21 protein-coding genes are annotated in these 26,889 nt (G+C 45.3%); 10 read left to right on the top strand and 11 right to left on the bottom strand.

Features of this window, described 5'->3' with window-relative positions:
- Positions 1-272 precede the first annotated feature (272 nt).
- From ACFPIB_RS16815 to ACFPIB_RS16800, 4 genes are all read left to right on the top strand, one after another.
- Positions 273-3,446, top strand: coding sequence for an efflux RND transporter permease subunit (locus ACFPIB_RS16815; protein WP_378018637.1), 3,174 nt, complete (start codon positions 273-275; stop codon positions 3,444-3,446).
- A gap of 774 nt (positions 3,447-4,220) precedes the next feature.
- Positions 4,221-4,823, top strand: a complete 603-nt coding sequence (locus ACFPIB_RS16810; protein ID WP_378018636.1) for a TetR/AcrR family transcriptional regulator — start codon at positions 4,221-4,223, stop codon at positions 4,821-4,823.
- Positions 4,824-4,924: 101 nt separating this feature from the next.
- Positions 4,925-6,238, top strand: a complete 1,314-nt coding sequence (locus ACFPIB_RS16805) for an NAD(P)/FAD-dependent oxidoreductase (RefSeq protein WP_378018635.1) — start codon at positions 4,925-4,927, stop codon at positions 6,236-6,238.
- Positions 6,239-6,575: 337 nt separating this feature from the next.
- A complete protein-coding gene (locus tag ACFPIB_RS16800; protein WP_378018634.1) occupies positions 6,576-7,835 on the top strand; it encodes a metallophosphoesterase in 1,260 nt (419 codons plus the stop codon).
- Between the two features lie 97 nt (positions 7,836-7,932).
- On the opposite strand, the gene ACFPIB_RS16795 is transcribed toward ACFPIB_RS16800, so the two are convergent.
- The 4 genes from ACFPIB_RS16795 to ACFPIB_RS16780 form a co-directional block, all read right to left on the bottom strand.
- Positions 7,933-8,595 (bottom strand): membrane-associated protein, encoded by a 663-nt coding sequence (locus ACFPIB_RS16795; protein WP_378018633.1) that lies wholly within the window; start codon positions 8,593-8,595, stop codon positions 7,933-7,935.
- Positions 8,592-9,299 (bottom strand): glycerophosphodiester phosphodiesterase, encoded by a 708-nt coding sequence (locus ACFPIB_RS16790; RefSeq protein WP_378018632.1) that lies wholly within the window; start codon positions 9,297-9,299, stop codon positions 8,592-8,594. The genes ACFPIB_RS16795 and ACFPIB_RS16790 overlap by 4 nt, the downstream gene beginning before the upstream one ends.
- 186 nt (positions 9,300-9,485) lie before the next feature.
- Positions 9,486-10,223 carry a hypothetical protein gene (locus ACFPIB_RS16785; protein WP_378018631.1) on the bottom strand — a complete coding sequence of 246 codons (738 nt, stop codon included), beginning with the start codon at positions 10,221-10,223 and terminating at the stop codon, positions 9,486-9,488.
- A gap of 129 nt (positions 10,224-10,352) precedes the next feature.
- Positions 10,353-11,060 carry a DsbA family oxidoreductase gene (locus ACFPIB_RS16780; RefSeq protein WP_378018630.1) on the bottom strand — a complete coding sequence of 236 codons (708 nt, stop codon included), beginning with the start codon at positions 11,058-11,060 and terminating at the stop codon, positions 10,353-10,355.
- 145 nt (positions 11,061-11,205) lie between these two features.
- Here ACFPIB_RS16780 and ACFPIB_RS16775 point away from each other — a divergent pair, with 145 nt between their 5' ends.
- Positions 11,206-11,871: a hypothetical protein gene (locus ACFPIB_RS16775; RefSeq protein ID WP_378018629.1), complete on the top strand. Its 666-nt coding sequence runs from the start codon at positions 11,206-11,208 to the stop codon at positions 11,869-11,871.
- A gap of 33 nt (positions 11,872-11,904) precedes the next feature.
- On the opposite strand, the gene ACFPIB_RS16770 is transcribed toward ACFPIB_RS16775, so the two are convergent.
- The gene (locus ACFPIB_RS16770) at positions 11,905-12,663 is read right to left on the bottom strand and encodes a hypothetical protein (protein WP_378018628.1); all 759 of its coding nucleotides are present in this window, start codon (positions 12,661-12,663) and stop codon (positions 11,905-11,907) included.
- Between the two features lie 420 nt (positions 12,664-13,083).
- Here ACFPIB_RS16770 and ACFPIB_RS16765 point away from each other — a divergent pair, with 420 nt between their 5' ends.
- From ACFPIB_RS16765 to ACFPIB_RS16755, 3 genes are all read left to right on the top strand, one after another.
- The gene (locus ACFPIB_RS16765; RefSeq protein ID WP_378018627.1) at positions 13,084-13,620 is read left to right on the top strand and encodes a YceI family protein; all 537 of its coding nucleotides are present in this window, start codon (positions 13,084-13,086) and stop codon (positions 13,618-13,620) included.
- A gap of 104 nt (positions 13,621-13,724) precedes the next feature.
- Positions 13,725-14,660: a ring-cleaving dioxygenase gene (locus ACFPIB_RS16760; RefSeq protein ID WP_378018626.1), complete on the top strand. Its 936-nt coding sequence runs from the start codon at positions 13,725-13,727 to the stop codon at positions 14,658-14,660.
- Between the two features lie 37 nt (positions 14,661-14,697).
- Complete coding sequence (locus ACFPIB_RS16755; protein ID WP_378018625.1) at positions 14,698-15,327, top strand: alpha/beta hydrolase; 630 nt, start codon at positions 14,698-14,700, stop codon at positions 15,325-15,327.
- 20 nt (positions 15,328-15,347) lie between these two features.
- On the opposite strand, the gene ACFPIB_RS16750 is transcribed toward ACFPIB_RS16755, so the two are convergent.
- Together ACFPIB_RS16750 and uvrA are read right to left on the bottom strand one after the other, a co-directional pair.
- Positions 15,348-17,033 (bottom strand): glycerol-3-phosphate dehydrogenase/oxidase, encoded by a 1,686-nt coding sequence (locus tag ACFPIB_RS16750; RefSeq protein WP_378018624.1) that lies wholly within the window; start codon positions 17,031-17,033, stop codon positions 15,348-15,350.
- Between the two features lie 188 nt (positions 17,034-17,221).
- A complete protein-coding gene (uvrA, locus tag ACFPIB_RS16745) occupies positions 17,222-19,765 on the bottom strand; it encodes an excinuclease ABC subunit UvrA (RefSeq protein WP_378018623.1) in 2,544 nt (847 codons plus the stop codon).
- Between the two features lie 290 nt (positions 19,766-20,055).
- On the opposite strand from uvrA, the gene ACFPIB_RS16740 reads away from it, so the two are divergent.
- Positions 20,056-20,295, top strand: a complete 240-nt coding sequence (locus tag ACFPIB_RS16740; protein WP_378018622.1) for a hypothetical protein — start codon at positions 20,056-20,058, stop codon at positions 20,293-20,295.
- A gap of 75 nt (positions 20,296-20,370) precedes the next feature.
- Here the strand turns inward: ACFPIB_RS16740 and ACFPIB_RS16735 are convergent, their stop codons facing one another.
- Both ACFPIB_RS16735 and ACFPIB_RS16730 read right to left on the bottom strand, forming a co-directional pair.
- Entirely contained in the window at positions 20,371-21,732 is a 1,362-nt protein-coding gene (locus ACFPIB_RS16735) for a leucine-rich repeat-containing protein kinase family protein (protein WP_378018621.1), read from the bottom strand.
- An 87-nt stretch (positions 21,733-21,819) separates the two neighbouring features.
- Positions 21,820-22,251 carry a hypothetical protein gene (locus tag ACFPIB_RS16730; protein WP_378018620.1) on the bottom strand — a complete coding sequence of 144 codons (432 nt, stop codon included), beginning with the start codon at positions 22,249-22,251 and terminating at the stop codon, positions 21,820-21,822.
- A 207-nt stretch (positions 22,252-22,458) separates the two neighbouring features.
- Between ACFPIB_RS16730 and ACFPIB_RS16725 the strand changes: the two genes are divergently transcribed.
- Positions 22,459-24,216, top strand: coding sequence for an ABC transporter ATP-binding protein (locus ACFPIB_RS16725; protein ID WP_378018619.1), 1,758 nt, complete (start codon positions 22,459-22,461; stop codon positions 24,214-24,216).
- A 121-nt stretch (positions 24,217-24,337) separates the two neighbouring features.
- Here the strand turns inward: ACFPIB_RS16725 and ACFPIB_RS16720 are convergent, their stop codons facing one another.
- Both ACFPIB_RS16720 and ACFPIB_RS16715 read right to left on the bottom strand, forming a co-directional pair.
- Positions 24,338-25,894 carry a DUF3943 domain-containing protein gene (locus ACFPIB_RS16720; protein ID WP_378018618.1) on the bottom strand — a complete coding sequence of 519 codons (1,557 nt, stop codon included), beginning with the start codon at positions 25,892-25,894 and terminating at the stop codon, positions 24,338-24,340.
- Positions 25,895-26,182: 288 nt separating this feature from the next.
- Positions 26,183-26,584: a DoxX family protein gene (locus tag ACFPIB_RS16715; protein ID WP_378018617.1), complete on the bottom strand. Its 402-nt coding sequence runs from the start codon at positions 26,582-26,584 to the stop codon at positions 26,183-26,185.
- Positions 26,585-26,889: the final 305 nt, after the last annotated feature.

Genomic DNA, 26,889 nt, shown 5'->3' with positions numbered 1-26,889 from the left:
TTTTAATTCCATGACTTTCAAGGCCTGAAACCCTAGCGTTTTCAGATTAGGAAGCCGGAGGGAAAGTCTCCCTTTGGAGGGGGTAGGGGGAGGATTTTCAAATTATCTGATACTCTCCCCTTGAGGGGAGCCAGAGGGGTGTGATCGCATTTAGAAAAACACCCCTCTAACTCCCCTCAAGGGGAGAATCCTCCGCAGGAAAATCCTCAGAAATAAATCCTCTCTTTCAAAAGGACAAAAAAAAATAAGGTCAAAAATAAGACTACAATAAAATGAACATAACCAAAATATCCATCCAGCGGTCTACAATTGTAGTGGTGGTATTTACGGTGCTCACTTTGCTGGGTATTGTAAGCTACAACAGCCTGAATTACGAGTTGTTACCAAAGTTCAGCCCGCCGGTTCTTACCATTACCACGCTGTATCCGGGCGCTTCGCCTTCGGAAGTGGAGAACTCGGTAACGAAAGAAATTGAAGATGCGGTTTCTTCGCTGGAGAACGTAAAGAACATTAAAAGTACCTCGCAGGAAAGCTTTTCGATCATTGTAATTGAGCTGAACCAAGGCACCGATGTGGACCTGAGTTTGCAGGATGCGCAACGGAAAGTGAACGCCATTTTATCGCGTTTGCCCGATGATGCCGATCCACCTTCTTTGGGTAAATTCGACTTCGACGACCTGCCGATCATGAAAATGGGGGCCACCGCAAACATGCCGGCTACCGAATTCTACGATCTGATCGATAAGCAGATCAAACCGCAACTTTCGCGCGCTCAAGGGGTGGCTCAGATCAAAATTCTGGGTGGTCAGGAACGCGAAGTAAAAGTGAACATCGATGCGAACAAACTGGAAGCTTACGGCATTTCTATTTTGCAGGTAATGCAAACCATTCGCAGCTCGAACTTAGACTTTCCGACCGGCGAAATTAAAGACGCCGAAGGCCAGACCCAGATCCGTTTAGCCGGTAAATTCGTTTCCCTGGATCAGTTACGCGCTTTGGTAATCCGCGACGATGCCAGAGGAACCGTACGCTTAAGTGACCTTGCCGAAGTGCAGGATTCGCAGAAAGATACCGATGTGTTGAGCCGCATCAATTCCAAACCTTCCGTGGGTATTACCATCCAGAAACAGTCGGATGCGAACGCCGTGGAAGTGAGTGATCAAACCAAATTAACGCTCGCGCAACTCGAAAAAACCTACGCCGACATCGGTCTGAAATTCAATATCGCCAACGATACTTCGGTGTTTACCCTTGAAGCTGCTGATTCGGTAATTCACGATTTGGCTTTGGCGGTAATTCTGGTAGCGGTGGTAATGCTGTTATTCTTACACTCCCTGCGGAACGCGATCATTGTAATGATCTCCATTCCGGCCTCGTTGGTAGCTACTTTCATTGCTATGTACCTGTTCGGGTATTCGCTAAACTTAATGAGTTTGATGGCGATCTCGCTGGTAGTTGGTATTCTGGTGGATGATGCCATTGTGGTAATTGAAAACATTTACCGCCATATGGAAATGGGCAAAAAACCGGCGCAGGCTGCATATGATGGTATCCGGGAAATTGCTGCTACGGTAACTTCCATTACACTCGTAATTGTAGTGGTGTTCGTGCCGCTGGCGCTTTCTACCGGTTTGGTTTCGGATATTCTCCGTCAGTTTGCCGTTGTAGTTGCCGTTGCGACCATGATCTCTTTGTTCGTAGCCTTTACCCTGATTCCGCTTTTAGCCAGCCGTTTCTCGAAGTTAGAGCACCTCTCGGATAAGAATATTTTCGGTCGCTTTATCCTGGCTTTCGAACGATTCCTGGATCGCGTGATTGATGGTTTTACGAGCGTATTGCGCTGGGCTTTCGGTCATAAACTGATCGTGTTGGGCTTAACGTTAGCGGCCTTTATTGGGGCAGTTTCGTTGGTGCCGGGTGGTTTTATCGGGAGCGAATTTATTGGTGCCGGCGATAGAGGTGAAGTGAACTTCCAGCTGGAATTACCGAAAAATGCAACCGTAGAACAAACAAACCAGGCTACGGCCAAAGTTGAAAACTACCTGCAAAAGTACCCGGAAATTACCCGCGTGTTCACTACCGTAGGCGCCACTTCCGCTTCCCAGCAGGGACAAGGCGCGGCGTATGAATCGGAAATATTTGTGGCACTGGTTGATGTACGGAAACGTGATTTCAGTACCGATAAATTCAGCCGCATGGTGAAAGCCGAAGTGGAAGAACTGATTCCGGGTGTGAAAATTACGCCTGTTCCGGTGGGTATGGTGGGTAGCTCGCAAGCGCCGATCCAGATCCTGCTTTCTGGTCCGAACCTCGATACGCTCATGCATTTCTCGCAAAAAGTGATGGGCGAAGTGGTGCAGGTGCAGGGAACTTCTGATGTGGAAACTTCTGTAGAAGGCGGTAACCCGGAAATTAATGTGCAGGTAGATCGTACCAAAATGGCGAGCTTAGGTTTGACTTTAGAAAGCGTGGGTGCCGGTATGCAGGTGGCTTTCAGTGGCAACACTGATGCTGAATACCGCGATGGCAATAACAACTACGACATCAACATTCGCCTCGATGAATTTGACCGCAAAAACGTAACCGACATTGCCAACCTTTCCTTCGTGAACAACCAGGGGCAAGTGGTGCGACTAGGTCAGTTCGCGGATATTAAACAATCTTCCGGACCTTCTAAACTGGAGCGTACAAATCGGGTAACTTCCGTGAACGTGAACTCGCAGGTTGTTGGTCGCCCGACCGGTACCGTAGGTGCTGAAATTCAGGAACGTATGGCGAAAGTGAACGTGCCGAAAGGCGTAACCGTGAGCTACGAAGGTAACCTGAAAAACCAGAGCGAAGGTTTTGGTACCCTGGGAATTGCCTTGCTTTCTTCCATCATTTTCATGTACCTGATCATGGTGGCGCTTTACGATTCGTACGTGTATCCGTTCGTAGTACTGTTCTCCATTCCGCTGGCGATCATCGGAGCTTTATTAGCCTTGGCTTTGGCCGCCGAAACGCTGAGTATATTCTCGATCCTGGGTATTATCATGATGATCGGTCTGGTTGCGAAAAACGCCATTATGGTGGTCGATTTCACAAACAGCTTGAAAGCGGAAGGCGTGCCGGTAAAAGATGCCTTGGTTGAAGCGATCCGGATCCGTTTCCGTCCGATTTTGATGACCACTTTAGCAATGGTGATAGGTATGTTGCCGATCGCGTTGGCCGGTGGTGCGGTAGCTGCTTCCAAAAACGGTCTGGCATGGGCGCTGATCGGAGGTCTGACTTCCTCGATGTTCTTAACCCTGATAGTGGTACCAATTATCTACTACATCTTCGACCGGATTCTGGCGAAGTTTGGCCTGGACAAGTCTACGAAAATAGAGCTGGAAGATACCCCGTTGGAAAAACTGGAGCACGAAGATCATGTACACGGCGAGAAAAACCTGGCGCATGTACACTAAGAAAACAGCTCTTACATTTTGATGATGATGATAGCAAGCGGCAGGTTTCCTTTTGAGATCTGCCTCTTTTTTTGTCTGTATAGGAAGCTAAAGTATGACCTGTGATTTTTGGGATTATTAGGATTTATGTGATTTTGTCTGAACTGTGATTTGTAGGATTGATATGATTTCTGGTGAAGGCAAAACGCTATGCCTAAAGGCTCTGAAAGTCACGACAAGGAGAGCAGCAGGTCCCCTGTAAGATAGATGGGGTAGGGTGGTAGATTTACGCATATCTGATTTTGCAATTATCCTTTCACGATATAGCCAGCGCAGCGTTTCCTGAAACGCTACTATAGATAAAAAGCCTGCTACAAAGAGAAACGAAGCCGCCCGGCTCGAGGGAGAAAATTGCCTATAAAAATCGAAAGCTCGAAGTTTAGCAGAGAAGGGGTTTCAATAACACTAGGGTATAAGGCGAAAAACTCTGTAGCCAAATTTACTACCAACCCGATGAGATCTCAACTGACGTCGAGATGACGGGAAAAACGCTAGTGGGATAGGACGAAAAACTCTCAAATGCGGCTTTATAAGTCCCCTCAACTTCGTTCGGGATGTCGAAAAAATAAAAACGCTATACCCTTTAGCAAAAAAAACTGCTTGCCGCCGACAAGATCCTTCGCTAGCGCTCAGGATGACAGAATTTGAAAATCAAACCGCTAGGGGTATAAGCCGAAAAACTCAAATACAAAACCTCAGAAACTTGGAAATCATCCAAAAGAGGAAGTTAAAAAAATGAAAGAAAAGATATTAAATACCGCTTTTAACCTGTACTGCCGCTACGGCATAAAAAGCATTTCCATGGATACGGTGGCGCAGGAAATCGGGGCTTCTAAAAAAACGATTTACCAGTGGTTCGAGAATAAAGACCAATTGGTGGAAGCGGCGCTGAATGAATTTCTGGAGGAAGTAAAAATCAAACCGGAAGAGGAGGAAGAAAACAGCGTGCTTGACCTGGTAAAAACGCTACGGTTACACAACCAAAAAGTGGCCGGAATCAATGTTTCTTTTTTCTTCGATCTGCAGAAATACCACACCAAAGCCAACCAGCAACTCGAAGCTTACCTGAATAATGAGCTACGGCCGTACTTTATTAATAACCTGAAACGCGGCAAGGCGCAGGGCTTTTATTGGAAAGATATTAACCCGGAAATTGTGGCGAACCTGTGCATTGCCACTTTTTCGGTGGTGGTAGATCAGGAAGTTTTTCCCGTGCCGAAATACCAGCAAGCTGAAGTGCGGTATCAGGTTTTCCGGCTGTTTTTGCTGGGTATTTTAACCCCGGCCGGGAAAGCGTTTTTAACCCTGAATTCCGAAGAAAAAATAGCTGTAAATTAAACGATTTAGGGCCCGGTTTTTGTTATTCGTGTACGTACATGAATTGCCGGCCGGCTGCCAGAAAACCTGACAAAAGCGGCAGGCTTTAACATTATAAAATTATGAAAAAGATCGTAATTATTGGGGGTGGTTTTGCGGGCGTAAACCTGGCAAATAACCTGTCCGGCAACGCTGATTTTAAGGTGACGCTGGTCGATAAGAACAACTATAATTTCTTTCCGCCGCTGCTGTATCAGGTAGCTACCGGTTTCCTGGAGGTTTCCAATATTTCGTATCCGTTCCGGAAGTTGCTGCAGGGCAAAGAGAACGTAAATTTCCGCCTGGGCGAATTGCTGAAATTGGTTCCGGGCGAAAACAAAATTGTGCTGAATAACGGCGAACTAAGCTACGATTATCTGGTAATGGCCACCGGTACCGAAACGAATTATTTCGGCATCGAAAACATCCGGAAGAACGCGCAGCCCATGAAAACCCTGCACGACGCTATTAACCTGCGCAATTTCATGCTGCAAAAGTCCGAAGAAGCCACTCTTACCACAAACGAAGACGAAAGACGCAAACTGACTACCATTGTGGTAGCCGGTGGCGGTCCGACGGGCGTGGAAGTGGCCGGTATGTTAGCGGAAATGCGCAAAAATATTGGCCTGAAAGATTACCCGGAACTAACGGGCCTGGAAAGCAAAATCTATCTGGTAGATGGTGGACCGAGCGTGTTGGCACCCATGAGTAAAGCTTCTCAAAGATACACCCACGATTCTTTGGTAGAACTGGGCGTGGACGTGAAATACAACAAGCAGGTAATTAACTACGAAAACGACCTCGTAACTTTTGCCGACGGCGAAACCATTGAAACCAAAATTCTGATCTGGGCAGCGGGCGTTACCGGCAAAATGACGGATGGCATTCCGCTGGAAAGTTACGGTCGTGGTCGAAGACTTTTGGTAAATGCATTTAATAAAGTGGAAGGCACCGAAAACATTTTCGCCATCGGCGATATTGCCTTGCAGACTTCCGATCAGAATTTTCCGAACGGCCATCCGCAGGTGGCGCAGGTTGCTATTCAGCACGGAAAATTACTGGCGCAGAACTTAAAAGCAATGCAGAAAAACAAACCTTTGAAGCCTTTTGCTTACCACGATAAAGGTTCCATGGCAATCATCGGTCGGAAAAAAGCCGTAGCCGATCTGCCTAAACCGAAGCTGCATTTCAGCGGATTTATTGCCTGGTTTATGTGGCTGTTCGTGCATTTAGTTTCGTTAATTACCGTTCCGAACCGCGTAAAAACGCTGTATAACTGGATGATCGCCTACTTCACCAAAGACCAGGCCATGCGCATGATCATCAGGCCAACAGAAAACGCTAGGGTAGAAGCCGTTAAAACTCCTGAAGAACCGAAACTGATGAAAGTTGCTTAAAGGCATTCGTTTCATACTTTTCTAAAGCAATAAGCCTCCTTCTTGTGGAGGCTTATTGCTTTCAGCAGGTTTCAAACTGTTTCTATGCACTACGATGTAAAGGCAAATGACAATGCATTTAGCGATAGATAATCCATAAGCAACGCGGAAGATTTACTTTTGCTAAACATGAACCTGCAGAATTGAATTGCGTTCTTCACGCAAGAATCCTTACTGGAGAACGTTTCTCTTCCAGCAATTCAGTTCAGCCATATTTATTGTACTTTTGAACTCCGGTACCGGTTTGCCGCTAGTCTGGCTGCGAACTGGAATGGTGAAATTTTAAAGAAGCTTCTTGATGCGTCGATTTATAATGCTTTTTGGGGTTATAGCCCTCCTTTTCGATTTTTACGTTTACCAGGGAATTAAAAGAATTTCGGCCGGTTGGAAATCTGCAAAACTGCAGAAATCGGTGCGCTGGGGTTACTGGATCTTCTTCCTCGCTTTCAATATTTGTTTCACCATAGTTGTTTACCAGCGCTTTTCTACCGGCGAAGCCAGCGTTTTTATGAAATGGGTGATGAACCTGTTCCTGGCTTTTTTTGTAACCAAGCTGGTTTTTATACTGGTGCTTTTTGGCGAAGATTTGGTACGTACCGGCATAGCACTTTTCCGGTTAATTAAGCAATTGTTCAGCGAAACTGAATCGGAAGAAAAACTCATGCCGAGCCGCCGGAAATTTGTGAGCCAGTCTGCCTTGATCCTGGCTTCTATTCCGTTTGCTTCCTTTTTATATGGAATGGTGAAAGGCAAATATCAGTACACGGTGCACCGGCACACGCTTTTTTTCGAAGACCTGCCTGCCGCTTTCGATGGCTTTAAGATTACGCAGCTTTCCGATATTCACGCTGGTAGTTTTGATGATCCGGAAGCTGTGCAACGCGGCGTAGACCTGGCGAAAGCGCAAAATTCTGACCTTTTTGTATTTACCGGCGACCTAGTGAACGATCATGCGCCGGAAGTAGTACCTTATATCAATCATTTCAAACAATTAAAAGCGCCATTCGGACAGTTTTCAGTGTTGGGAAACCACGATTATGGTATGTATGTGCAATGGCCCAGCGAGGAAGCGAAAGCAAAGAATCTGCAGGAACTGAAGAACCATCACGCCGATATAGGTTATAAATTGCTGCTGGACGAAGCCGTTACAATTGAAAAAGGTGGTGATAAATTATCGCTGATCGGGGTGGAAAATTGGGGCAAAGGCTTTATTCAGATCGGTGATCTGGACGAAGCGCTGGCAAATGTAGCTCCGGATGCTTTTAAAATTCTGTTAAGCCACGACCCAACGCATTGGGAGGAAGTGGTAAAACACCATGACAAACACGTGCATTTAACCTTGAGCGGCCACACCCACGGCATGCAGTTTGGGGTTGAAACGCCGCTGTTTAAATGGAGTCCGGCACAGTTTCGCTATAAAACCTGGGCCGGGCTAACTGAAGAAGCCGGTAAAATGCTGTACGTGAACCGTGGTTTTGGTTTTATTGGTTTTTCAGGAAGAGTAGGAATATGGCCGGAAATTACCGTGCTGGAATTACGCAAAGGCAAAGCATCGTAAGAAACACTGTTCACATTTTTTATGACTTTTTAACCCGGAAATCCTACCGTTTTTTGGGGAATTATATCCGGAAAGTGCTGGAATTACTGGCTTAAATTCAGAAAATAAGCCGCAATATTAAATACGCCGGAAGGTAAATTCCGAGCGTAAAACCAAGTAATACGAAGAGCAAATAAAGTTTCGGATTCAGTTTGGTTTGCGGTTTTGCTCCGGACCCGAATACCATATTGATGTTTTCGGCGGGATCAGTGAACAAATACGTGATGAGTAAAACGGTCCAGCCAAACAAAACCTGGTACCAGAAAGCATTTTCGTGGAAACCCGTTTTCCAGATCATCCAGATAATAAGCGGCGGCAAGATCACGTGAAATAACGACAAAGCACGCAGGAAAAGTGATTTTGAGCTGTCGAACATATAATCGGTGAGACTTAAAATTCTTATGCCGGTCAAAAGCCGTACAAAATAACTTACATTCCAGACAATTTCCGGAATTAAAACGGCTACGCCCATCATACTGGCCAGCAAACTGCTTTCGAGCCAGACGGCAGCCAGCATTACAAACAAAGCCACATCCGAGAACCAAAGGAAATTTGCGACGCCCCATTTCTTCCAGTAAACCGGCACCAGAACCGCTACAAACAACGTGTAAGTAACTTTAAGCCAAAGCGGAATTTCGCTTGTTTCCACTTCTGTGAAATATGGCTGCAAAAACAGAAAAGCAATTCCGAAAACGGTAGGAAAAATGGCTCCTAAACTCATAGGTCATTAACTACTTTTAGCAACCGGTCAGGGAAATTGGTGATGATGCCGTAAGGTTCTGCTTTTAAGGCGAGCGTAATTTCCTGTTCCAGGTTTACTGTGTAAAAAAGAAGTTTGCGGTTTTGGGCTTTTACGGTTTCAACCAGATAAGAATTATGCGTTTCAATGGCCGTAACTACGTAATCTGGGTTTACTGTTTGCAGGTAATCTTCCAGAAAGGCCGGTACGCATTCGAACATGATCGCAGTTTGTAATTCCGGGTTTTGCCTTTTCAATTCCATGATCTGCTGGTGGTAAAAAGAGCCGATCATAAAGTCAGAATATGGCAGTTTCGATTCAAGGATTTCGAGCGTTTTTGCGAAAGCATTTTCGGCTTTTACTTCTACCAGCAATGGAATTTTATAAGGTTTTACCAGTTCAATTACAGCTTGTAGCGTTGGTATTTCAGCCCCGTTTTTCAAGGGTATGCTTTTCAGTTTTGCATAACTTAATTCTGAAATAAAGCCACTTGCATGGGTTAGCCGATCGAGGTAAGCATCATGAAAAACCACGATCTCGTGATCGGTGGTTTGCCAGACGTCAATTTCGATGGCAGCTACGCCCAAATCTATGGCTTTTTTTATGCTCGCAAGGGTATTTTCAAATTCCAGACCTGCTGCGCCGCGGTGCCCAAATATCTTCGGTTGGTCGTGTTTTTTTTGCATTTCAACTTCAGGAAAAAGGCTCAAATTGTATTTTCCAACTAAAAACAAACTACTATAAACGGTTAATGTTTAAGCGTAACATTTGGGAATAATGTATTCGCTTACAACGCACTTTTTACTGCTAAAACCATAGCGTTTTTCGCTTTGAAATGTGGTACTAAAACCAAACTTACTCAAAACCAAAGTTCAAATTTTTGCTTTGCGGGTGCGTTTTTGAAGTTGCTGGATCTTGTGTTCGAATTGCTGCCGAAGCTCATGGACAAAAGCAAGCGGCTCCGGATAGGTATGCAGTACATGGTAAAGCTCCGATGATTTTAATTCCTGTAAAGCTTTGAAAAGTTCTTCCTGTTTTTTGCGGAGGTAAATAAGTAAAGCTGCCGGATCGGTAATTGTTTCGGGTTGGTAAGGAACGTGCGACATAGCGTTCCCGCTGATAATATACTCGTAAAAGCCTTTCAGTTCTTCCAGATCGCCGCTTTCGTAATAATCATTCAGCTGCATGGTTATTTCCGTGGCGCGTTCGGTTTTGGAAGTGTCTTCGCCGGCAAATTTATCGGGGTGCACATGCCGGATCGCTTCTTTATACAACTTTTTCAATTCCTGTTGATCAGCGGGCTGCGGTTTCGAAGTTTGAGCAACGTTTTGATTCGTTTGTTTTAAACTAATGGGCTCTTTGTAATTTTTGCCTTTCTTTTTTTGCTCCAGGCGTTTGGCTTTTTTATCGGCTTTCAGTTTTTTGTAAATGGCCGTTAGTTCCTGAATACGCATTATTTGCGGAAGCAATTGCGAGCGAAGTTGCGCGGAGAAAATATTCAGTTCCGTTTCTGCTGTCGCCAGTTCTTTCTCCAGCTGAGCAATTTCCTTTTCCAGATTTTCGATCTGGCTTTGGTTCGGATCAGCGGCTTTTTGTAAAAAATCTGACATAAGAGAAACTTTTGGTAAAACACTTTTCCAAGCCAAAACCATAGCGTTTTTTAGACGTTTTTATAAAAAAGAAAAACCGCAGAAATCTCAGTTAAACCTGAATTTCTGCGGTTTGAATGTATGAACTACTTAGCAATTGCTGCCATCAATATCGCAGGCGTTTGCATTCGGATCGCCTTGAATAGGAGTGGGTTTCGGTTTTTCAGTTTCGTCCCAGGTGCGCTCTAAGGTTTGCAGGAAAAGTTCGGTTGGCTGCGCGCCGGAAATGGCATAGCGGTTATTGAACACGAAAAACGGCACGCCGCGGGCGCCAACCTGTTGCGCTTCGTAATTATCCTGCAACACCGCATCATTATACTGATCGGTTTGGAGCATGGCTTTTACTTTTTCCCCGTCTAAGCCTACCGTTTCTGCAATCTGCGCCAGCGATTCGGCATCGCCAATGCTTTTGCCTTCGGTATAATAAGCGGCAAACAATTTTTCTTTCAGCTCATTTTGTTTGCCGTATTCTTTGGCGAAATGTAAAACGCGGTGCGCATCCAGGGTATTGGCAATTTTCGCGTTGTTGAAATCGTAATTTAAACCAACTTCCTTCGCCATACCGGCCATGTAATCGTTCATGCGTTTGCCTTCTTCCACGCTCACGCCTTTGCGTTTCGCCAGATATTCGTGCACGCTGGTGCCCGGAGTCGGTTTACAATCCGGATCGAGCTGGAAACTGCGCCACTCAATTTCTACTTCATCTTTATGCGGAAAATCTTCTAAAGCCGCTTCGAATTTGCGTTTCCCGATATAACAAAACGGACAAACCACATCTGACCAGATCTCTACTTTCATTGTTGATATTTTAATTTTTAAAGGAATAACCGGCAACGTTTTTTTTAGCATTTCTGCAAACAAGCCTTGGTTATTTTGGTTAAAGATAGAACAATTTACTCAACGAATTCGTTTGCAGCCCGGCTGAGAATTTTAGCTGAATCTTATGAACAAGCTTTATTATTTATGGAGCATCTTCATTTTTACCTTGTTTTTGGGGCGAATAGGGTATGCGCAAACAAATTCGGAGAGCGAAGTGGATGGCGTATATATGTTGCAGGGCGTAATGGAAACTGCTGCCGGTTTCGAATTTAAAGCGGATAAAACGTTTGAATACATGTTCACGTACGGCGCTGCCGATAAATGGGGAAAAGGCACTTGGAAAACAGATGGTACCAGAATTTTGTTAAGCAGCCACCATTCGCAACCGCGCTCTGATTTTATTTTGATACAAAGCGATGCCCGGAATAGCCAGGGAATAAAGATCAAGATCAGTGATGCAGAAAACCGACCTTATGCTTACGTTACCTGCCGTTTGGGCAAAGAAAAAGTAACCACGAACGCGCAAGGCGAAGCTTATTTCAGAAGTATAGGCTCTGGTAATCTGGAATTATTTCACCCGATTTACAGCCTGCGCATTACGCAATTGCAGCTAAACAAAAAGCACAACAATTTCCTGATCTTTCCCGCTGCCGATCTTTCGGAAGTTTATTTTAAGGACTTTGAAATGGAAATTGGAGCCGAAGAAATAACTGCGAATCAATTACCGGGCATGCCGCCGGAAGATGCAGCAGGTAAGTTAAAACGCTATGTTTTTAAGCAGCAAAAGTAAAAGCCTTTACCAACGCAATAGCCGCAAATTATTTTATCGTCTGGTTCCTTTTCGCAGGTTTTTGCCGCCTACATTTATAATAATACCCAGGCTAGAAACAGAATTACCGGCCGTTAAATAATCGCGGTTCTTCAACCCAAAATTCCAGCCGCTGTTGTGTTGCAGTTGTACGGCGGGTGTAAGCAACACGCGGGTGAAGAAGATCGGCTCCAGGAAAATGTTGTCTTCGGTGGTTTGCTTCACGTCGTTGCGGATAAATTCGCCCATGTTCACGTAGCTGGCGCGCAAAGCGGTACCATAATTAAGCGGAAAAGTGCGGCCGAATAACCGAAACGATTCCGTTTTTTTCTTGCTGAAATTTACCTGCACAAAAACTTTATTCAGCGTAATTTCCTGGCGGTCGTAAGATTGGTAACCGGTTTCTGTTTTTTTGCGGTACGTTATATCGCTGTTGCCCCGGCCCAGACCGCCGTAAATTTCCAGCACGCGGTTGTTCTTTTCGCCGAAAGTGGTAAAATAGCCGCCGCCGGCCTCGAGAATATTGTGCCGGAAAGCCTTTTTATCGCGGTTCTGGTTCATGAAAGAGCCGTTAGCCATGATCCCGATATGTTCGGAAACGGCATATGCCGAAGTAAAACTGGCGTTGCCTTTCAGGTTGATATGTCCGCCGCTGTAAAGTTCGCCTTTGGCGCTTAGCATGGGCGTATTGGGCGTATTGGGCATGTAAACGGAAGAACAACTGCTTGCCAGAAAAAGGATACCCAGCATCAGGAACCTGAAATTTTTTTTCATAGGAAATCGCACAATAAATGAGAAATAGCGCTTCGGAATCCTCTGAATTGATGCTGGAAAAAGAGTGAGTTCAGTCTGAAAAAAACAGAAAATCCGAAGCAGTTTTAGCGTTTTCCTTTTCAGCAAAAAACAGACCACGAAGAAGTCTTCAAAAAACAGGCGAAATGTGTTTGATTGTAAAGTTCAGGAAACCAGTGCGCTATAGAAACTTATTTTTCTGGAATCAGTAGGAGTGCAGATCGATAAAATGCAAAAGCGGGCTCGAAATTTAAACCTGACCTCGTACCGGAAATTATTTTTGAATCTTTTCTGATTTATATATGTATATACATTAAATGTATGTACATTTGTATTGTCATTTCAACATTTGAGATTTCATAAATTAAAGAATCAATTCATTTAAACTTAAAAAATCAGATCATGGCAAACGTAAAATGGGTTTCCGACCCGATGCACAGCGAAATTCAGTTTAAAGTAAAACATCTGATGATTACCACGGTAACCGGGTATTTTCAGAAATTCAACATCGAAGCGGAGACCGAAGACGATGCGTTTAAAAGCGCGAAAAGTGTGGTGTTTACTGCCGATGTAGATTCGATCAGCACGAACAACGAGCAACGCGATACGCACTTGAAATCCGGCGATTTCTTCGACGCAGAAAAGCACGGCGAAGTGCGCTTCGTTTCCAGCAAATACGAAAACGTGGGCGGCAACGATTACAAACTGCACGGCGACCTGACCATAAAAGGCATCACCAAACCAGTAACTGTAGATGTGGAATTTGGCGGCATTGTGGTAGATCCGTATGGCCAGACCAAAGCCGGTTTTACCGTAACGGGTAAGATCAGTCGTAAAGAATTCGGGTTAACCTGGAACGCAGTAACCGAAGCTGGCAGCGTGGTGGTAAGCGATGAAATTAAATTGCAGGCCGAAGTGCAATTGATAAAACAAGGTTAAATTTAACCTGAAAAAAATGAGTAACGGCCGGCATATTTTAGTGCGCGGCTGTTACTCATTTTTATTTAAAACGGTATTGATTTAGCATTAAAAACTAACTACACATGGAAACGCGAATCTTAGGCCTGCATCACATGACGGCAATAGCCGGAATGGCCAAAAAGAATTTAGATTTTTATACCAAGGTCTTGGGTTTACGCCTGCTTAAAAAGACCGTGAATTTCGATGACCCGGGCACCTATCATTTTTATTACGGCGACGAAACCGGCAGTGCAGGCACTATTCTTACCTTTTTTCCCTGGGAAGGAATCCGGCAAGGAAGAAAAGGAACCGGTATGGCTACCGAAATTGGCTATGCCGTGCCCGAAGGAAGCTTTGATTTCTGGCTGAAACGCTTTGAGCAGTATAATGTAATTTATAATAAACCGTCTGAAAAATTCGGTGAGAAATACCTGACTTTTCTCGATCCGGATGGTTTAAAACTGGAATTAGTCATTCCGAAAACGGACGATCTGCGCAAACCATGGGAAACCAGTGAGGTAAAAGCAGATGTTGCCTTACGCGGTTTTCATAATATAACCCTAACGCTGAAAGATGTAAAACCAACGGCCGAGATCATGACAGAAATTTTCGGTTACAAACTGCTGGAGCAAAGCGGAAACCGCTACCGTTATGCCACCGATGCTGTAGAAAGCGCCAATCTTATTGATCTGGTAGAATTGCCGAACGAAGATAGGGGTAACGGGGCTGGCGGCACGGTGCATCACGTTGCGTTTCGGGTGAAAGATGAAGATACGCTCATGAAATTCCATGATAAAATTGCGAGCCGCGGCCTGAACATCACCAATAAAATAGACCGGAATTATTTCTATTCGTTGTATTTTCGGGAACCGGGCGGCGTACTTTTCGAGATCGCAACCGATAATCCGGGTTTTATGGTAGATGAAAAGTTAGAAGAATTAGGCACAAATTTAATGCTGCCACCGCAATACGAACCGCGCCGTTCCGAAATTGAAAACGTGTTGCCAAAATTGAATTAAGTTTCTTCAAACGTTAATATCCTAACTTTAACTACGCATGTACACGCACGCAAAAAATATTAAAATGCAGGGAAAGCCGCTTTCTGAAACGGGCAAAGCGCTTATTATGGTGCATGGGAGGGGAGCAACGGCAGCCAGTATTTTTTCGCTGGCTGCAGAACTGGACGTGGCAGATTTTACGCTTTACGCACCGCAGGCTACGCAAAACAGCTGGTATCCGTACAGTTTTATGGCGCCTTCCGAACATAACCAGCCGGCCCTGAATTCTGCTTTAGAGTTGCTATCAGAAACGGTAGAAAATATTAAAAGCCAGGGAATTGGCAGCGAGCATATTTATCTGTTAGGTTTTTCGCAGGGGGCCTGTTTAACGGCTGAATTTGCCACTAGAAATGCGCAGCGTTTTGGCGGACTTTGTATCTTAACCGGCGGATTGATCGGGCAGCAAATAGATTTAAGTAATTATCAGGGAAATTTTGTAGGCACGCCCGTTTTAATAACCACCGGCAATCCGGATCCGCATGTGCCGGTAAGCCGGGTAGAAGAAACGGTAGCCATTCTGACTGAAAAAGGCGCGCATGTTACTAAAAAGATCTACGTGGGACGACAGCATACCATCAGTTCAGAAGAAATAGCTCTGGCGAAGAAAATCCTGAAAGGCGAATTATAAAATTTCTGTTTTGCAGTTTTTTACGCTGAAACCATAGCGTTTTTACTTTCATTTTTGAAAGCGACAGCGGCCTCATAATGCTTCTGAAATTCCGTTTCCTGCTTTTCAATTTCGTCATTTCCCAGGTTTAGAATTTTTTGGAAGGCTGCTTTTACGGTTGGCAGAATGGCGGCAATAGTTTCACGCTCAAAGTACAGTTTGCCGGTTCTTCTTATCAGGAAATCACTCAGGTTGGTCACGCCTTCGTTTTGAATGGTGTAGCAGATTTCCGCCTGCAGTAAACGGTTTTCAGGTGCCAGGTTTTCAGCTTTCAAGCGGCAGGCTTCTTTTAAAATCGCTTTGGTATTGATGCCGTAAGTGCGCACCAGATAAGCCATGGTTTCCGGTACATATTTGTGTATATGTGCGATCTCCTGGCAGCTTTTTAAAAACGCTTTCACCGCATCTGCATTTTCAAAATCGCCGCCGGCTAATTTTATTTTTGCTGTTCTGGAAGTTTGCCGGTTTTCCGGGAAATGCATTTCCAACGTTTTATTTACTACCTGTTCAGCCAGTTTACGGTAACCAGTAAGTTTGCCGCCGGCCACCGTGATCAGGCCCGAAGCAGACGTGAAAATTTCATCTTTGCGGGAAATTTCGGATGGTTTTTTATTGGCTTCATAAAGTAAAACCCGCACTCCGGCCCAACTCGAAACCACATCGCTTGCTTTTAAATTTACTCCCGAAAACATGTTGTTTATTTCTGCCAGCAAATAGGTAACGTCTTCTTTTTCCACCGTCGGGTTTTCCAGATTTCCAGTAAAAGGCGTATCGGTAGTTCCTAAATAAGTGACGTCGTAGCGCGGAATAGCAAACAACATCCGGCCACCCGGAATATCGAAATAAACCGATTGCTTTAAAGGAAATTTCTGGAACGGCACAACCAGATGCACGCCTTTGGTATGTATCAATTCTGAAATCCTTTTCTGGTCATCTTGTTGCATGAGTTTCGCACTCCAGGGACCGGTTGCATTGATCACGCATTGCGCTTTTACCAGGTAATTATTGCCGGTAAGTTTATCCTGTAGTTCGGCTCCATTTAGCTGCTTTTCTTCGTCGTAGGTAAAACAATTCAGCTCGCAATAATTCAGACAGACAGCACCAGAATTCCGGGCGGTTTTGAGCACTTCCATCGTTAATCTGCCGTCGTCGGTACGGAATTCAACAAAGCAGCCGGCACCTTGTAGTTTTTCCGGATTTAGTAAAGGTTCTTGGTTCACGGTTGCTTTTTTATCAAGCATCCGGTGGCGTTCCGGGGCTTCCACGTTGCCCAGAAAATCGTAAAGAGTTAGCCCGGCTTTTGTGGCCCAGTAACCGTACGAAGCATTTTTCAGGATCGGAATCAGCATCGGTTCCGGCAAAACCAGGTGCGGTGCATTGCGGTGCAGCACTTTTCTTTCGCTGGCAACGGTTCGTACCAATCCAATTTCGAAATTCTTTAAATACCGCAAACCGCCGTGAATTAATTTGGTAGAACGGCTGCTGGTACCGGCCGCAAAATCCTGCTTTTCTACCAGCAAAACCTTTAGTCCGCGCGTGGCTGCATCAAGTGCAATTCCGGCGCCCATTATGCCGCCGCCAATTACCAATACATCGAAAGTTGTAGTCGTTACTGCTGAAAAATACTTATCCCGATCTAACGTCGAGATGCCGGCTAGAGCGTTCATAAAATTGGGTGAGATGAAGAGCTGAATATAAGAATTTTATGCGAACTTATTCTTGCCAACGCAAATCAATTCTTAAAGTTTCTCAATCAAAAAACGCTATGGTTTCCGGCCCAAAAAGTAACGCATTATTTTAGAAGGAACATTTCAAAATGTAGCATTAATCACCCAACCTGTTCGTTATAAAAACGCTATGCTTTAGCACTGAAAAACCGCTGCAGGTAAACCGCCGTTTTGCTGTCTTTCGCTTTGGCAACTTCCGCCGGCGTACCTTCGGCTACAATTTTACCGCCATCTGCACCAGCCCCCGGACCAATATCAATTACCCAATCGGAGTTAGCTACCACGCGCATATCGTGCTCTACCACAATTACGGTGTTGCCGGCTTCAACCAAATTATCGAGTTGTGCCATCAGTTTTTCTACGTCGGAAGGGTGCAGGCCGGTAGTTGGTTCATCCAGAATATACAGGGAATTTCCGCGTTGCTGCCGTTGCAGTTCCGTGGCCAGCTTTATGCGCTGTGCTTCGCCTCCGGAAAGCTCCGTAGCCGATTGACCCAAACGTAAATAACCCAGACCTACTTCGCGCAAAACAGTTAAAGCCCTTTGGATCTGCGGTACTTCGTCGAAAAATTCCCAGGCTTCATCTACGGTCATGTGCAGCACTTCGGCAATGTTTTTATCGCGGTAGTTTATTTCCAGGGTTTTGGCATTGTAGCGGGTTCCATGGCAGGTGGGGCAGGGCGAATAAACACTCGGCAGAAAAAGCAATTCCACCATTACAAAACCTTCTCCGAGACAATGTTCGCAGCGGCCTTTGGCAACGTTAAAAGAAAATCTTCCGGCATCGTAACGGCGCTTTTTGGCTTCTTTGGTTTCGGCGAAGATCTTGCGTACATGGTCGAAAAGGCCGGTATAGGTAGCCATATTCGAGCGCGGCGTGCGTCCGATCGGTTTCTGATCTACGCGCACCAGACGTTTTATATTTTCCATGCCACCGGTAATTTGTCCGCCGGTTTCCGGTAAAACGCTGCGTTCCAGTTCTTCGCCTTCTTCTTCCTCTACCAGTATTACATGGCCCAGATGTTCCGCCACCAATTCCACTAAAACCTGGCTAACCAAACTCGATTTTCCGGAACCTGAAACACCCGTAACCGTGGTAAAAACGCCCAAAGGAAACTGTACTTTCAGCTTGTGTATATTATTGCGCGAAACGTCTTTTAAAGTCAGCCAGCTGGTTGGTTCGCGTGGCGTTTCTTTCAGGTTGTTTTCGGTGCTGAAAAGGTATTTGCGTGTCTGCGAATGCTGAATATGCTTCAGGCCTTCAGTTGGTCCGCTATACAGAATTTCGCCGCCGTTCTCGCCGGCCGCCGGACCAACATCTACCAGCCAGTCGGCGTGGCGGATCACATCCAGATCATGCTCTACTATGAACAGCGAATTGCCGGAATTTTTCAAAACACCCAAAGCCGAAATTAACGCTTCCTTATCTGCAGGGTGCAACCCGGCAGATGGCTCATCGAGCACGTAAACCACTCCGAAAAGATTGGAATGCAATTGGGTTGCTAATCGTAAGCGCTGCAGTTCGCCGGGCGAAAGGGTAGGGGTGCTGCGTTCCAGATTCAGATAACCCAAACCCAGATCGAGCAACACTTCCAGGCGGCTGGCTAAGTCTTCTGCAATGAGTTTGGTAACCGTAGCTTTTTCAGGATGTTCCTTTTCCAGATTTTTCATGGCTTTGGCAGTGCCGGTGGCATAAGGTTGCAGAATTTCAGCTAAGCGTTTCAGCGGCAGCCGCGAAAATTCGGTAATATCCAGACTGGCAAATTTTACGGAAAGCGATTCGCGGCGCAGTCTTTTTCCTTCGCAAACCGGACATTCGGTACTGAGCATAAACTGTGCAACCCGCTTTTTCATGAGTGCGCTTTGCGTATGCGTAAACGTATGAAAAACGTGCCGCCGGGCGCTGGTAAACGTACCCATGTAGCTCGGTTCCATTTTCCGTTTCAGGGCGCGTTGCGTTTCTTCGGGCGTAAAACCGGCGTAAACCGGAACTACAGGCTGCTCTTCGGTAAACAGGATCCAGTCGCGGTCTATTTGCGGTAAATCGCGCCAGGGAATATCTACGTTGAAGCCCAGGGTAACCAGAATATCGCGTTGGTTTTGTCCGCCCCAGGCAGTTGGCCAGGCAGCAATGGCACGTTCCCGGATGGTTAAAGAATCATCCGGCACCATGGATCTTTCTGTTACATCATAGATCTTCCCCAAACCGTGGCATTTCGGGCAGGCGCCTTCGGGCGTATTCGGCGAAAAAGCTTCGGCATAAATTATGGACTGGTTAGAAGGATAATCGCCGGCACGGGAATAAAGCATGCGCAGCAAATTAGACAAAGTAGTAACGCTGCCCACTGAAGATCGGGTGGTTGGCGCGCCACGTTGTTGCTGTAATGCTACGGCCGGTGGCAAACCATCAATTTTATCTACTTCCGGCACGGCCATCTGGTTAAACAAACGGCGCGCATACGGCGAAACCGATTCCAGATACCGGCGTTGTGCTTCGGCGTAAAGCGTGCCAAAAGCCAGCGAAGATTTGCCCGAACCTGAAACGCCCGTAAAAACTACTAATGCATCGCGCGGAATATCGAGGTTTACATTTTTAAGGTTATGCTCGCGGGCGCCACGCACGTGTACAAACCCGGAATTATTGGAAGCAGCAGCAGATATCTTTTTTGTCATGAAAAAGGAAAGCAGTTTTTAACTTTAAAACGATAGCGTTTTTGTGATGGGTTTACTCGATTTAAAACGCCAGGTTGCCGGCAGTTTTTAAGCTGAAATGTATAGCGTTTTCTGAGATTTCAGTTCATTGCAGTCATTTAAAAAAAAACGCTAGGGAATTTGGCTTGCAAAGTCGAGGCTTTAAGCCGGTAATTTTATAAATTCTAAATAAGTGAATGCTGAAACCAGGTCCTGATTTTCAGAGTATATCTGAGTCTTTAAACCGATGTGTAACTTTTAAAAGTATAATTATGGAAGCTACCTGCAATCACTGCGATCACTGGCACCAGGATCAGGCAAAAGCCCAGGTTCAGAACAATGCGTTTGGCCTCTGCGACGAACTGACCGGTCAGCACGGCATGGATCCGGAATACGTGTTGCCCCTTGTACACGAAGCCAGCAAAGTAGACAATACGCCTAAACAATTTGAAATGATAACCGGCTCGAATTTTGGCTGTAACCATTTCAGCGTAAAGCGCGGCTGGGTCTGATCTGAAACGTAAAAAAAAAAGCCCGCAGCTACAAAGTCTTTACGATGCAGTTGCGGGCTTTTTTTCGTGGATTACCTATTTGTTAAATTTCGAAATAGGAGCGTTAGCATTATTAGAAACTGAAATTTGAAGCTTTGAAATTCTTGCAGTTATGGTTTCAAAATCGGGCCGTAAAGTAATGTTTTCCTGCAGACACGCTTGTTTCAACGCAATCAGAACATCCAGATCTGCTTCTGTATTTTCCGTGAAATTCAGGCGTTCCAGCAGGTCTTCCAGCAGGTAACCAAATGCGCGAACTTCCAGCTTTTCTAATTTATCAGCAATTGAAGAATTCCTGTTGTAGATAGTAGCAGCGCCAAAATCACCAAATAGTACATGCGCATTTTTATTGGTTAGCATATTATGGGCGTATAAATCGCCGTGCATAATACCTTTTTTATGCAAATGTGCCGCCGCCGAAGCAATGCCACCGGCAATGTTCAGAACTGCTTTCCAAGGAAATGCAGTGCCTTCCGGATACGTGTCGCGGGTGCAGGTTTCGAAGCTGGGCGGGTTGCCTAAATTGCGAAAAGCTGGCGGAATAAGTTCCAATACCAAACCCTGTTTACCTTGCGGATGTTGGCTGAGCTTTCCCAAAACGTTTACCAAATTAGAGTGTGTACCGGCAGAAATAGTTGCCTGCATTTCATCGGCGGGCAAACCATCGCTGGTTACTTCACCTTTGAAAATTTTTACGGCAACATTTTTTGATAAATTGGAAGCTTCGTTTTGAAAATGGGCTTTATAAATTTCCCCGGAAGCGCCTTCGCCTAATTGTTCTTTCAAAGCCAGAACCGGCCAGGGAATTTCGGTTAAATTTTCAGTGGAAATTTCGTTTTTACTGCAAGGGTTTCCGGCAAATGCCAGCCAGGATAAACGGGGAAGTTCAAACAGCCAGCCCGGAAGTTCCGCTATTTCATTGGCTGGAATACGCAGCAGTTCCAGGTTTCTGCAGGCAGCCATTTCCGAAGGTAAATTTCGCAGTTTGTTTCCGGCCAGCATCAGTTTCTGCATGCTTGTGCAATTCCCGATAGATTTTGGTAATTCAATGATCTGGTTATTTGTCAGAATCAGCCAACGCAGATTTTTAGCCAGCGAATTTTCCGGTACAGTAACGATTTTATTTGCTTTAAAACCCAGCATTTCCAATTGCGGCAAAGTGCCTAAAACTTCCGGTAATTCGGTAAAAAGGTTATCGGAAAAGAACGCGATCTTAAGTTTTTTTAACTGCGAAAATTCAGCCGGTAGAGTGCTTAATTTGTTGCCCGAAAGATCCAGGTATTCCAGCGTATCGGCAAGCTCCAGAATTTCAGTTGGAAACTCCGTTAAACCGCAGGATAATTTAATTTTGGTAGCTCCGGCCAGTTCTCCCGAACGAAGTTGTTGCAATGTTTGCATAAATAAATGAAAAGTCCTGCACGGATCCAGCGCCGGGAAAAGATGAGAAAATGCTATGCTTTTGGATCAGAAAAGTGTCTTTGGCTGCTATCGTTTTTTACCTTTTCGGTTTTTAAAGGCAGTTGTTTTTTCGTACTCTTTTTTAAACGCTTCAAATTCTTTCGGCGGCAACATTTCAGCGTAATAAACCGAACTCAGAATCAGCAGATCTTCCTCCATGTCGTGGGCAACAATAATTTCCAGTTCCAGGTTCTTATTCAGCACATATGCATCGCCCACTTTATCATACACATCAAAAAGTATTTCACCTTCTTCAGATGGTTTTATGTTTTTCTTTGCCAGCCGGTCGCCGGTAATAATTAACGGTTTTTCCAGCTCCACTTCCAGATCGAAAGCCTGAAAATAATTGCCGTCTTTTTTGTTTGTAATGTATTCAATGCGGTTTATCTGCAGGGAAATATCCTGGAATTTGTCGTCGCGTTTGGTACCTATCTTGCGGATGTCGCCGGTTAATTTCATAATGTTGTTCTCAAAAAAATACGCAAAAAACGGTAGGGTAATTGGCCCCAAAACCGCCTGCAGCACGAATTTACGTTAATCTGCCCGCACTGCCAAGTAACCCGGAAAACTGCCTGCTTTTCCTGCTCAAGATCCTAGCCAGAAAAAGCAGCCTTATACCTCTCCGAAATTTGCTCGTATGCATAATTCTTCAACCATAATTTTTGCATGTGCATACTCTGGAATTACCTTAAACCTTACCGTTCGCTTGTATTTCTTTCCTTGATGCTGGCGGCCATCAGCCAGATCCTGGCCCTTTACGACCCGGTTATCTTCGGAAAGATCATCGATAAATATGCTACTCCTCCGTTTATTTTATCTTCGGAAGAGCGGGTAAAAGGGGCGTTGGGATTGATGTTGCTGGCCGTGATTATTGCTTTAATTTCTAGATTGGCCAAAGCCTTCCAGGAATATCTCACCAATATGGTGGTGCAAAAATTCGGGGTCCAGATCTTCAACGACGGCCTCAAGCAAACGCTCCGCCTATCTTACCAGGAATACGCCGACCAGAACAGCGGCGAAACGCTTTCTATTTTGCAACGCGTACGCCGCGATACCGAACGTTTTATCACGGCCTTCATCAACATTCTTTTCTCTTCTATTGTAGGTATTGGTTTTCTGGTTTGGTATGCCATTACCAAGCATTGGGCGCTGGTGCCGGTTTTCCTGGTGGGTATGGTGGTTTTAGGCGGCCTTACCAGTTTGCTGAGTGCCAAGATCAAAACAATGCAACGCTCCATCAACCGCGCTACCAATAAAATGTCCGGGGTAATAACCGAATCGCTGCGGAATATTGAACTGGTTAAAAGCCTGGGCTTAACTTACCAGGAAGTGCGGCGTTTGCGCGAACATACCGAACAGATCTTTGAACTGGAAATGGAGAAGGTTAAACGGGTGCGCACCTTGTCTTTTTTGCAGGGCACGGCCCTAAACCTACTCAAGCAATCCATCCTGTTTACACTGCTCTGGCTTATTTTTAGAAACGTGCTCACCACCGGCGAACTGATCTCCATGCAGTTTATTTCAGTCAGTATTTTCGGGCCGTTGCAGGATATGGGCACCATAATTCTGGCTTACCGCGAAGCCGAAGCATCGCTGAGCAATTTCAACGAACTCATGCTGAAACCCATTGAAAAGCGGCCGGAATCGGCAATTGATATTGGTCCGTTGCATCAGTTGCGCTTCGAAGATGTTTATTTCCGCCATAAAGATGCCCCGCAAAACGCGCTCGATGGTATTTCTTTTGAAGCCAATACCGGCGATACCATTGCTTTTGTCGGGCCTTCCGGTTCCGGAAAATCTACCCTTGTAAAGCTGCTGGTGGGTTTGTATGTGCCGGTTAGCGGCGAAGTTTTGTATAATAATTATTCGGCCAAAGAGATATGGTTGAACGAAGCCCGCCGGCAACTGGGTTTTGTAACCCAGGAAACCAATTTGTTTTCTGGAACCATAAAAGAAAACCTGCTATTCGTAAAACCGGATGCTACCGATGAAGAAATAATTGCGGCCATGCATAAAGCCTCCTGCACCAGATTGCTGGCACGTTCAAAGCATGGTATCGATACGCAGATAGGCGAGGGCGGCCTGAAAATGTCAGGTGGCGAAAAGCAGCGTTTGTCCATTGCCCGGGCCTTGCTCCGTAATCCTCGCCTGCTTATTTTCGACGAAGCCACTTCCGCCCTCGATTCGCTCACGGAAGAAGAAATTACCGCCACCGTGCGTCAGATCTCAGCGCTTCGCGAACAGATCACCATCCTGATTGCCCACCGCCTTTCTACCATTATGCACGCCGATACCATTTATGTACTGGAAAAAGGCAAGATCAACGAACAAGGAAATCACGAACAATTACTGGCGCAAAAAGGATTGTATTACGCCATGTGGCGCCAGCAGATCGGCGAACGGAAAGTGGAACTGATAAGATAATAGAAGCCTGTTTATATGCAGCTTGCTTTTCTTATTTCGAACAAAAAACGCTATTGTTTTTTGCTCGAAAACCATAGCGTTTAAAAGGTGAAAAACGGTAGCCAAAATGGCTGAAAAAGTATTAATTATACCGGCCCCGGCGTTGCGGGTCTTCCAGGAATATCTGCAGGAATATTTTCTGGTCGGTAATAGTAGCTTGCTGGTTGGCGAAATCCTGGAGTTTGCGGTTGGTAGAATACCCGAAATGTTCGTAGCCCAGGCTCAGGTTTTTAAAAAGGTTTAAGGTAATGCGCGGACGAATAATACCGATGGAATTGGTACCTTCCAGACCTTCAAACGTGCGCAGCCAGAAATGATTGTAAACCAAAGCCGCCGTCGCGTATTTTCCTAAACTAAGAGTAGTTTCTATTTTTCCGGAAATACCGTTTGCAAAAACATAATCGCGCAGACCTACTGAATCCGGAGCGAAACGAGTGCTGTTACCGGCCAGCGGAATTATACCTAAATGCGCGTTGGTGTAAAGATTTATCTGTTTACTAAGCGGTAATTTTGTTAATACGCCACCACCAAAACTCAAGGCACCCAAATCAAAATTGCGCGTGTTCCAGTAATTGTAATACTGGAAAATACCGGTTTGAACAGCCAACTTTCCGATTTGATTATTCCGGCCGAACAAAATGCCGTAGCCGGTAATGTTGTTGATCGTGCCGCCAATGGTATCGTTTCCGCCATAACTCAATTCTGCGCGCAACCGGAACAGGTCGAACGGTTTGCGTTTACGATCTTCGAAAGGGTTACCATAATCGAGTTGCGCGTTCAACATGGCTTTGTTGCCGCCTTCCCCGAAAACGTCGTTCTGTTGTTCATTTAAGCGGTGTACCCCGGCAAAGAAAGTCAGGTTGAGTGGTTCTTTCTGGTAAATTTCTTTATTGGTTACGCGACGGGTATGTCCGGAGAGCAAGCGGTTCAGGCCGCGCACCGGGTTTATCAGGCCTGCCGAAATTTCCCGGATGGTGCGTTCGGTGCCGCGCGTGCGATCGTCCAGAATGTTAGAGCTTACGCGGTACAGAATTTCCCCAAGTGCAATGCCATTCAGCGGGGTGTAGATCATATCGTTGTAGGAGGGAAGCGTGTTTTCGCCAAAATATTCCCAGCTCAGGCTTCCGGCTACCGCAAACGGCGCCGACTGCCAGAAATTATAGCCCTGCGTGCGCGCCGCATTGTAATACAACGTTCCCTGGTACGGGTGCCCGATAAAGTTAATTCCGAATTCGTCGGTGTCCCATTCCGGCCCGGTTTTCAGGTTGTGCTTCCAGGTATCGAAGGTCACGTAGCCATAATCGGCTTTCGCCACGTAACGGTTGAAAGCCATGAAAAGCGCATTTACTCCAACCACTTCTACAGCTGGTTTCCAGAGTGGCTGGCGCTTATTGTATTCCGGATCGTCGTGCAGCAGGTCGCCGTATTTATTGAACTTAGTAGAATCGAGCCATACCGCATTGGCCGGTTCATTTCCGAGCGAATCGGAGAATAGTTTTTCTTTGCGGCTTTCAATTTTTTTGAGTTGTTGTTCCCGGTTGCCTTTCTGAGGGTTAATAGTATCGGGAGCCGTAATTACCTGTGCCGACAATTGTGCTACCGACAAAAGGCACAATAAAATAGTGAAAATTGGTTTCATGCGTTGTGTAAGCTACTGCAAATGAAGCGGATTTTTCTGCCCGAACGGCCCGCTTAAAGGTTTACATTGCAGTACAAATTGCGCATACGGAAATTTTAAGAAAATGGTATTATTTTTTGCCTGTTCTTTAAACAACTTCCGGAATTTCTGAGATCACTAAAGCAGTTTTTAGCCCCGATATCCTACCGTTTTAAAAAAATGTTAGTTGCTGAAATGGTATTGTTTTCAGGTTAAAAACTGACGGATCTTCAGAAAAATAGTTTAAGCTCTGTAACTGAAAATTAAGGTTTATGGCTTAACCGTTGCAGGTTTCCAGAGCGTATCGATACTCCATATTCCTGAACCTTTGGAAGCAATGTAGAGGAACAGAAAACAATACAATACTGCCAGTTCACCCTGATTTAAAATTGGCAAGGAACCCTGCGGCGCATGAACCATAAAATACGCAAAAGCCATCTGACCGCTGGCAATAAAAGCAGCATAACCGGCTAAAAAACCGAAAGCGATCATCAATCCTCCAACCAGTTCCACTATTCCGGCAAAACCCATCAGCGAAGCTAATTCAACTGCTGGTTTATCTCCGGGCCAGGCCAGCAATTTCTGACTGCCATGCATGGCAAACATTAAACCCGAAACCAGGCGCAGAATAGCATAAAGATAAGGCGAGAATTTTCCGAGAAACCGTTCCATAGGAAATTTAAGTTTTTGATTCTGAAATTTTCTGACTTTACAAACCAAAATTCCGGTTTCGGAAATTAACGGATTAAATGCGGCAGGGTTAAATTTATAGCAGTTCCTTTAACTTATTCTGCTGCCATTTCTGCGAAAGTTTTCTACTTAAAAATTTACCGGAACCAGTCCGATACGCAGATTTCTGAATGCGTATAAATGCCTCATGAAATGAAAATGTAAATATGTAATGTAACAATAAAAGTATATATCAGTATTTATTCAACTGCTTTTCAACAAATAATTCCATGTTCGGATTATTCCGA

Source organism: Adhaeribacter terreus (assembly GCF_042657365.1).
Taxonomy (GTDB): domain Bacteria; phylum Bacteroidota; class Bacteroidia; order Cytophagales; family Hymenobacteraceae; genus Adhaeribacter_A; species Adhaeribacter_A terreus.
The sequence above is the reverse complement of the archived record's forward strand: the minus strand, read 5'-3'. Positions and strand labels throughout refer to the sequence as shown.

Excerpts from the sequence above, each read along its gene's own strand:
- ACFPIB_RS16800 (WP_378018634.1), top strand. The coding sequence starts at position 6,576 with ATGCGTCGATTTATAATGCTTTTTGGGGTTATAGCCCTCCTTTTCGAT.
- uvrA (WP_378018623.1), bottom strand. The coding sequence starts at position 19,765 with ATGACAAAAAAGATATCTGCTGCTGCTTCCAATAATTCCGGGTTTGTA.
- ACFPIB_RS16725 (WP_378018619.1), top strand. The coding sequence starts at position 22,459 with ATGTGCATACTCTGGAATTACCTTAAACCTTACCGTTCGCTTGTATTT.
- ACFPIB_RS16805 (WP_378018635.1), top strand. The coding sequence starts at position 4,925 with ATGAAAAAGATCGTAATTATTGGGGGTGGTTTTGCGGGCGTAAACCTG.
- ACFPIB_RS16720 (WP_378018618.1), bottom strand. The coding sequence starts at position 25,894 with ATGAAACCAATTTTCACTATTTTATTGTGCCTTTTGTCGGTAGCACAA.
- ACFPIB_RS16815 (WP_378018637.1), top strand. The coding sequence starts at position 273 with ATGAACATAACCAAAATATCCATCCAGCGGTCTACAATTGTAGTGGTG.
- ACFPIB_RS16785 (WP_378018631.1), bottom strand. The coding sequence starts at position 10,223 with ATGTCAGATTTTTTACAAAAAGCCGCTGATCCGAACCAAAGCCAGATC.
- ACFPIB_RS16755 (WP_378018625.1), top strand. The coding sequence starts at position 14,698 with ATGTACACGCACGCAAAAAATATTAAAATGCAGGGAAAGCCGCTTTCT.
- ACFPIB_RS16760 (WP_378018626.1), top strand. The coding sequence starts at position 13,725 with ATGGAAACGCGAATCTTAGGCCTGCATCACATGACGGCAATAGCCGGA.
- ACFPIB_RS16715 (WP_378018617.1), bottom strand. The coding sequence starts at position 26,584 with ATGGAACGGTTTCTCGGAAAATTCTCGCCTTATCTTTATGCTATTCTG.
- ACFPIB_RS16790 (WP_378018632.1), bottom strand. The coding sequence starts at position 9,299 with ATGCAAAAAAAACACGACCAACCGAAGATATTTGGGCACCGCGGCGCA.
- ACFPIB_RS16730 (WP_378018620.1), bottom strand. The coding sequence starts at position 22,251 with ATGAAATTAACCGGCGACATCCGCAAGATAGGTACCAAACGCGACGAC.
- ACFPIB_RS16810 (WP_378018636.1), top strand. The coding sequence starts at position 4,221 with ATGAAAGAAAAGATATTAAATACCGCTTTTAACCTGTACTGCCGCTAC.
- ACFPIB_RS16750 (WP_378018624.1), bottom strand. The coding sequence starts at position 17,033 with ATGAACGCTCTAGCCGGCATCTCGACGTTAGATCGGGATAAGTATTTT.
- ACFPIB_RS16735 (WP_378018621.1), bottom strand. The coding sequence starts at position 21,732 with ATGCAAACATTGCAACAACTTCGTTCGGGAGAACTGGCCGGAGCTACC.
- ACFPIB_RS16780 (WP_378018630.1), bottom strand. The coding sequence starts at position 11,060 with ATGAAAGTAGAGATCTGGTCAGATGTGGTTTGTCCGTTTTGTTATATC.
- ACFPIB_RS16770 (WP_378018628.1), bottom strand. The coding sequence starts at position 12,663 with ATGAAAAAAAATTTCAGGTTCCTGATGCTGGGTATCCTTTTTCTGGCA.
- ACFPIB_RS16765 (WP_378018627.1), top strand. The coding sequence starts at position 13,084 with ATGGCAAACGTAAAATGGGTTTCCGACCCGATGCACAGCGAAATTCAG.
- ACFPIB_RS16775 (WP_378018629.1), top strand. The coding sequence starts at position 11,206 with ATGAACAAGCTTTATTATTTATGGAGCATCTTCATTTTTACCTTGTTT.
- ACFPIB_RS16795 (WP_378018633.1), bottom strand. The coding sequence starts at position 8,595 with ATGAGTTTAGGAGCCATTTTTCCTACCGTTTTCGGAATTGCTTTTCTG.
- ACFPIB_RS16740 (WP_378018622.1), top strand. The coding sequence starts at position 20,056 with ATGGAAGCTACCTGCAATCACTGCGATCACTGGCACCAGGATCAGGCA.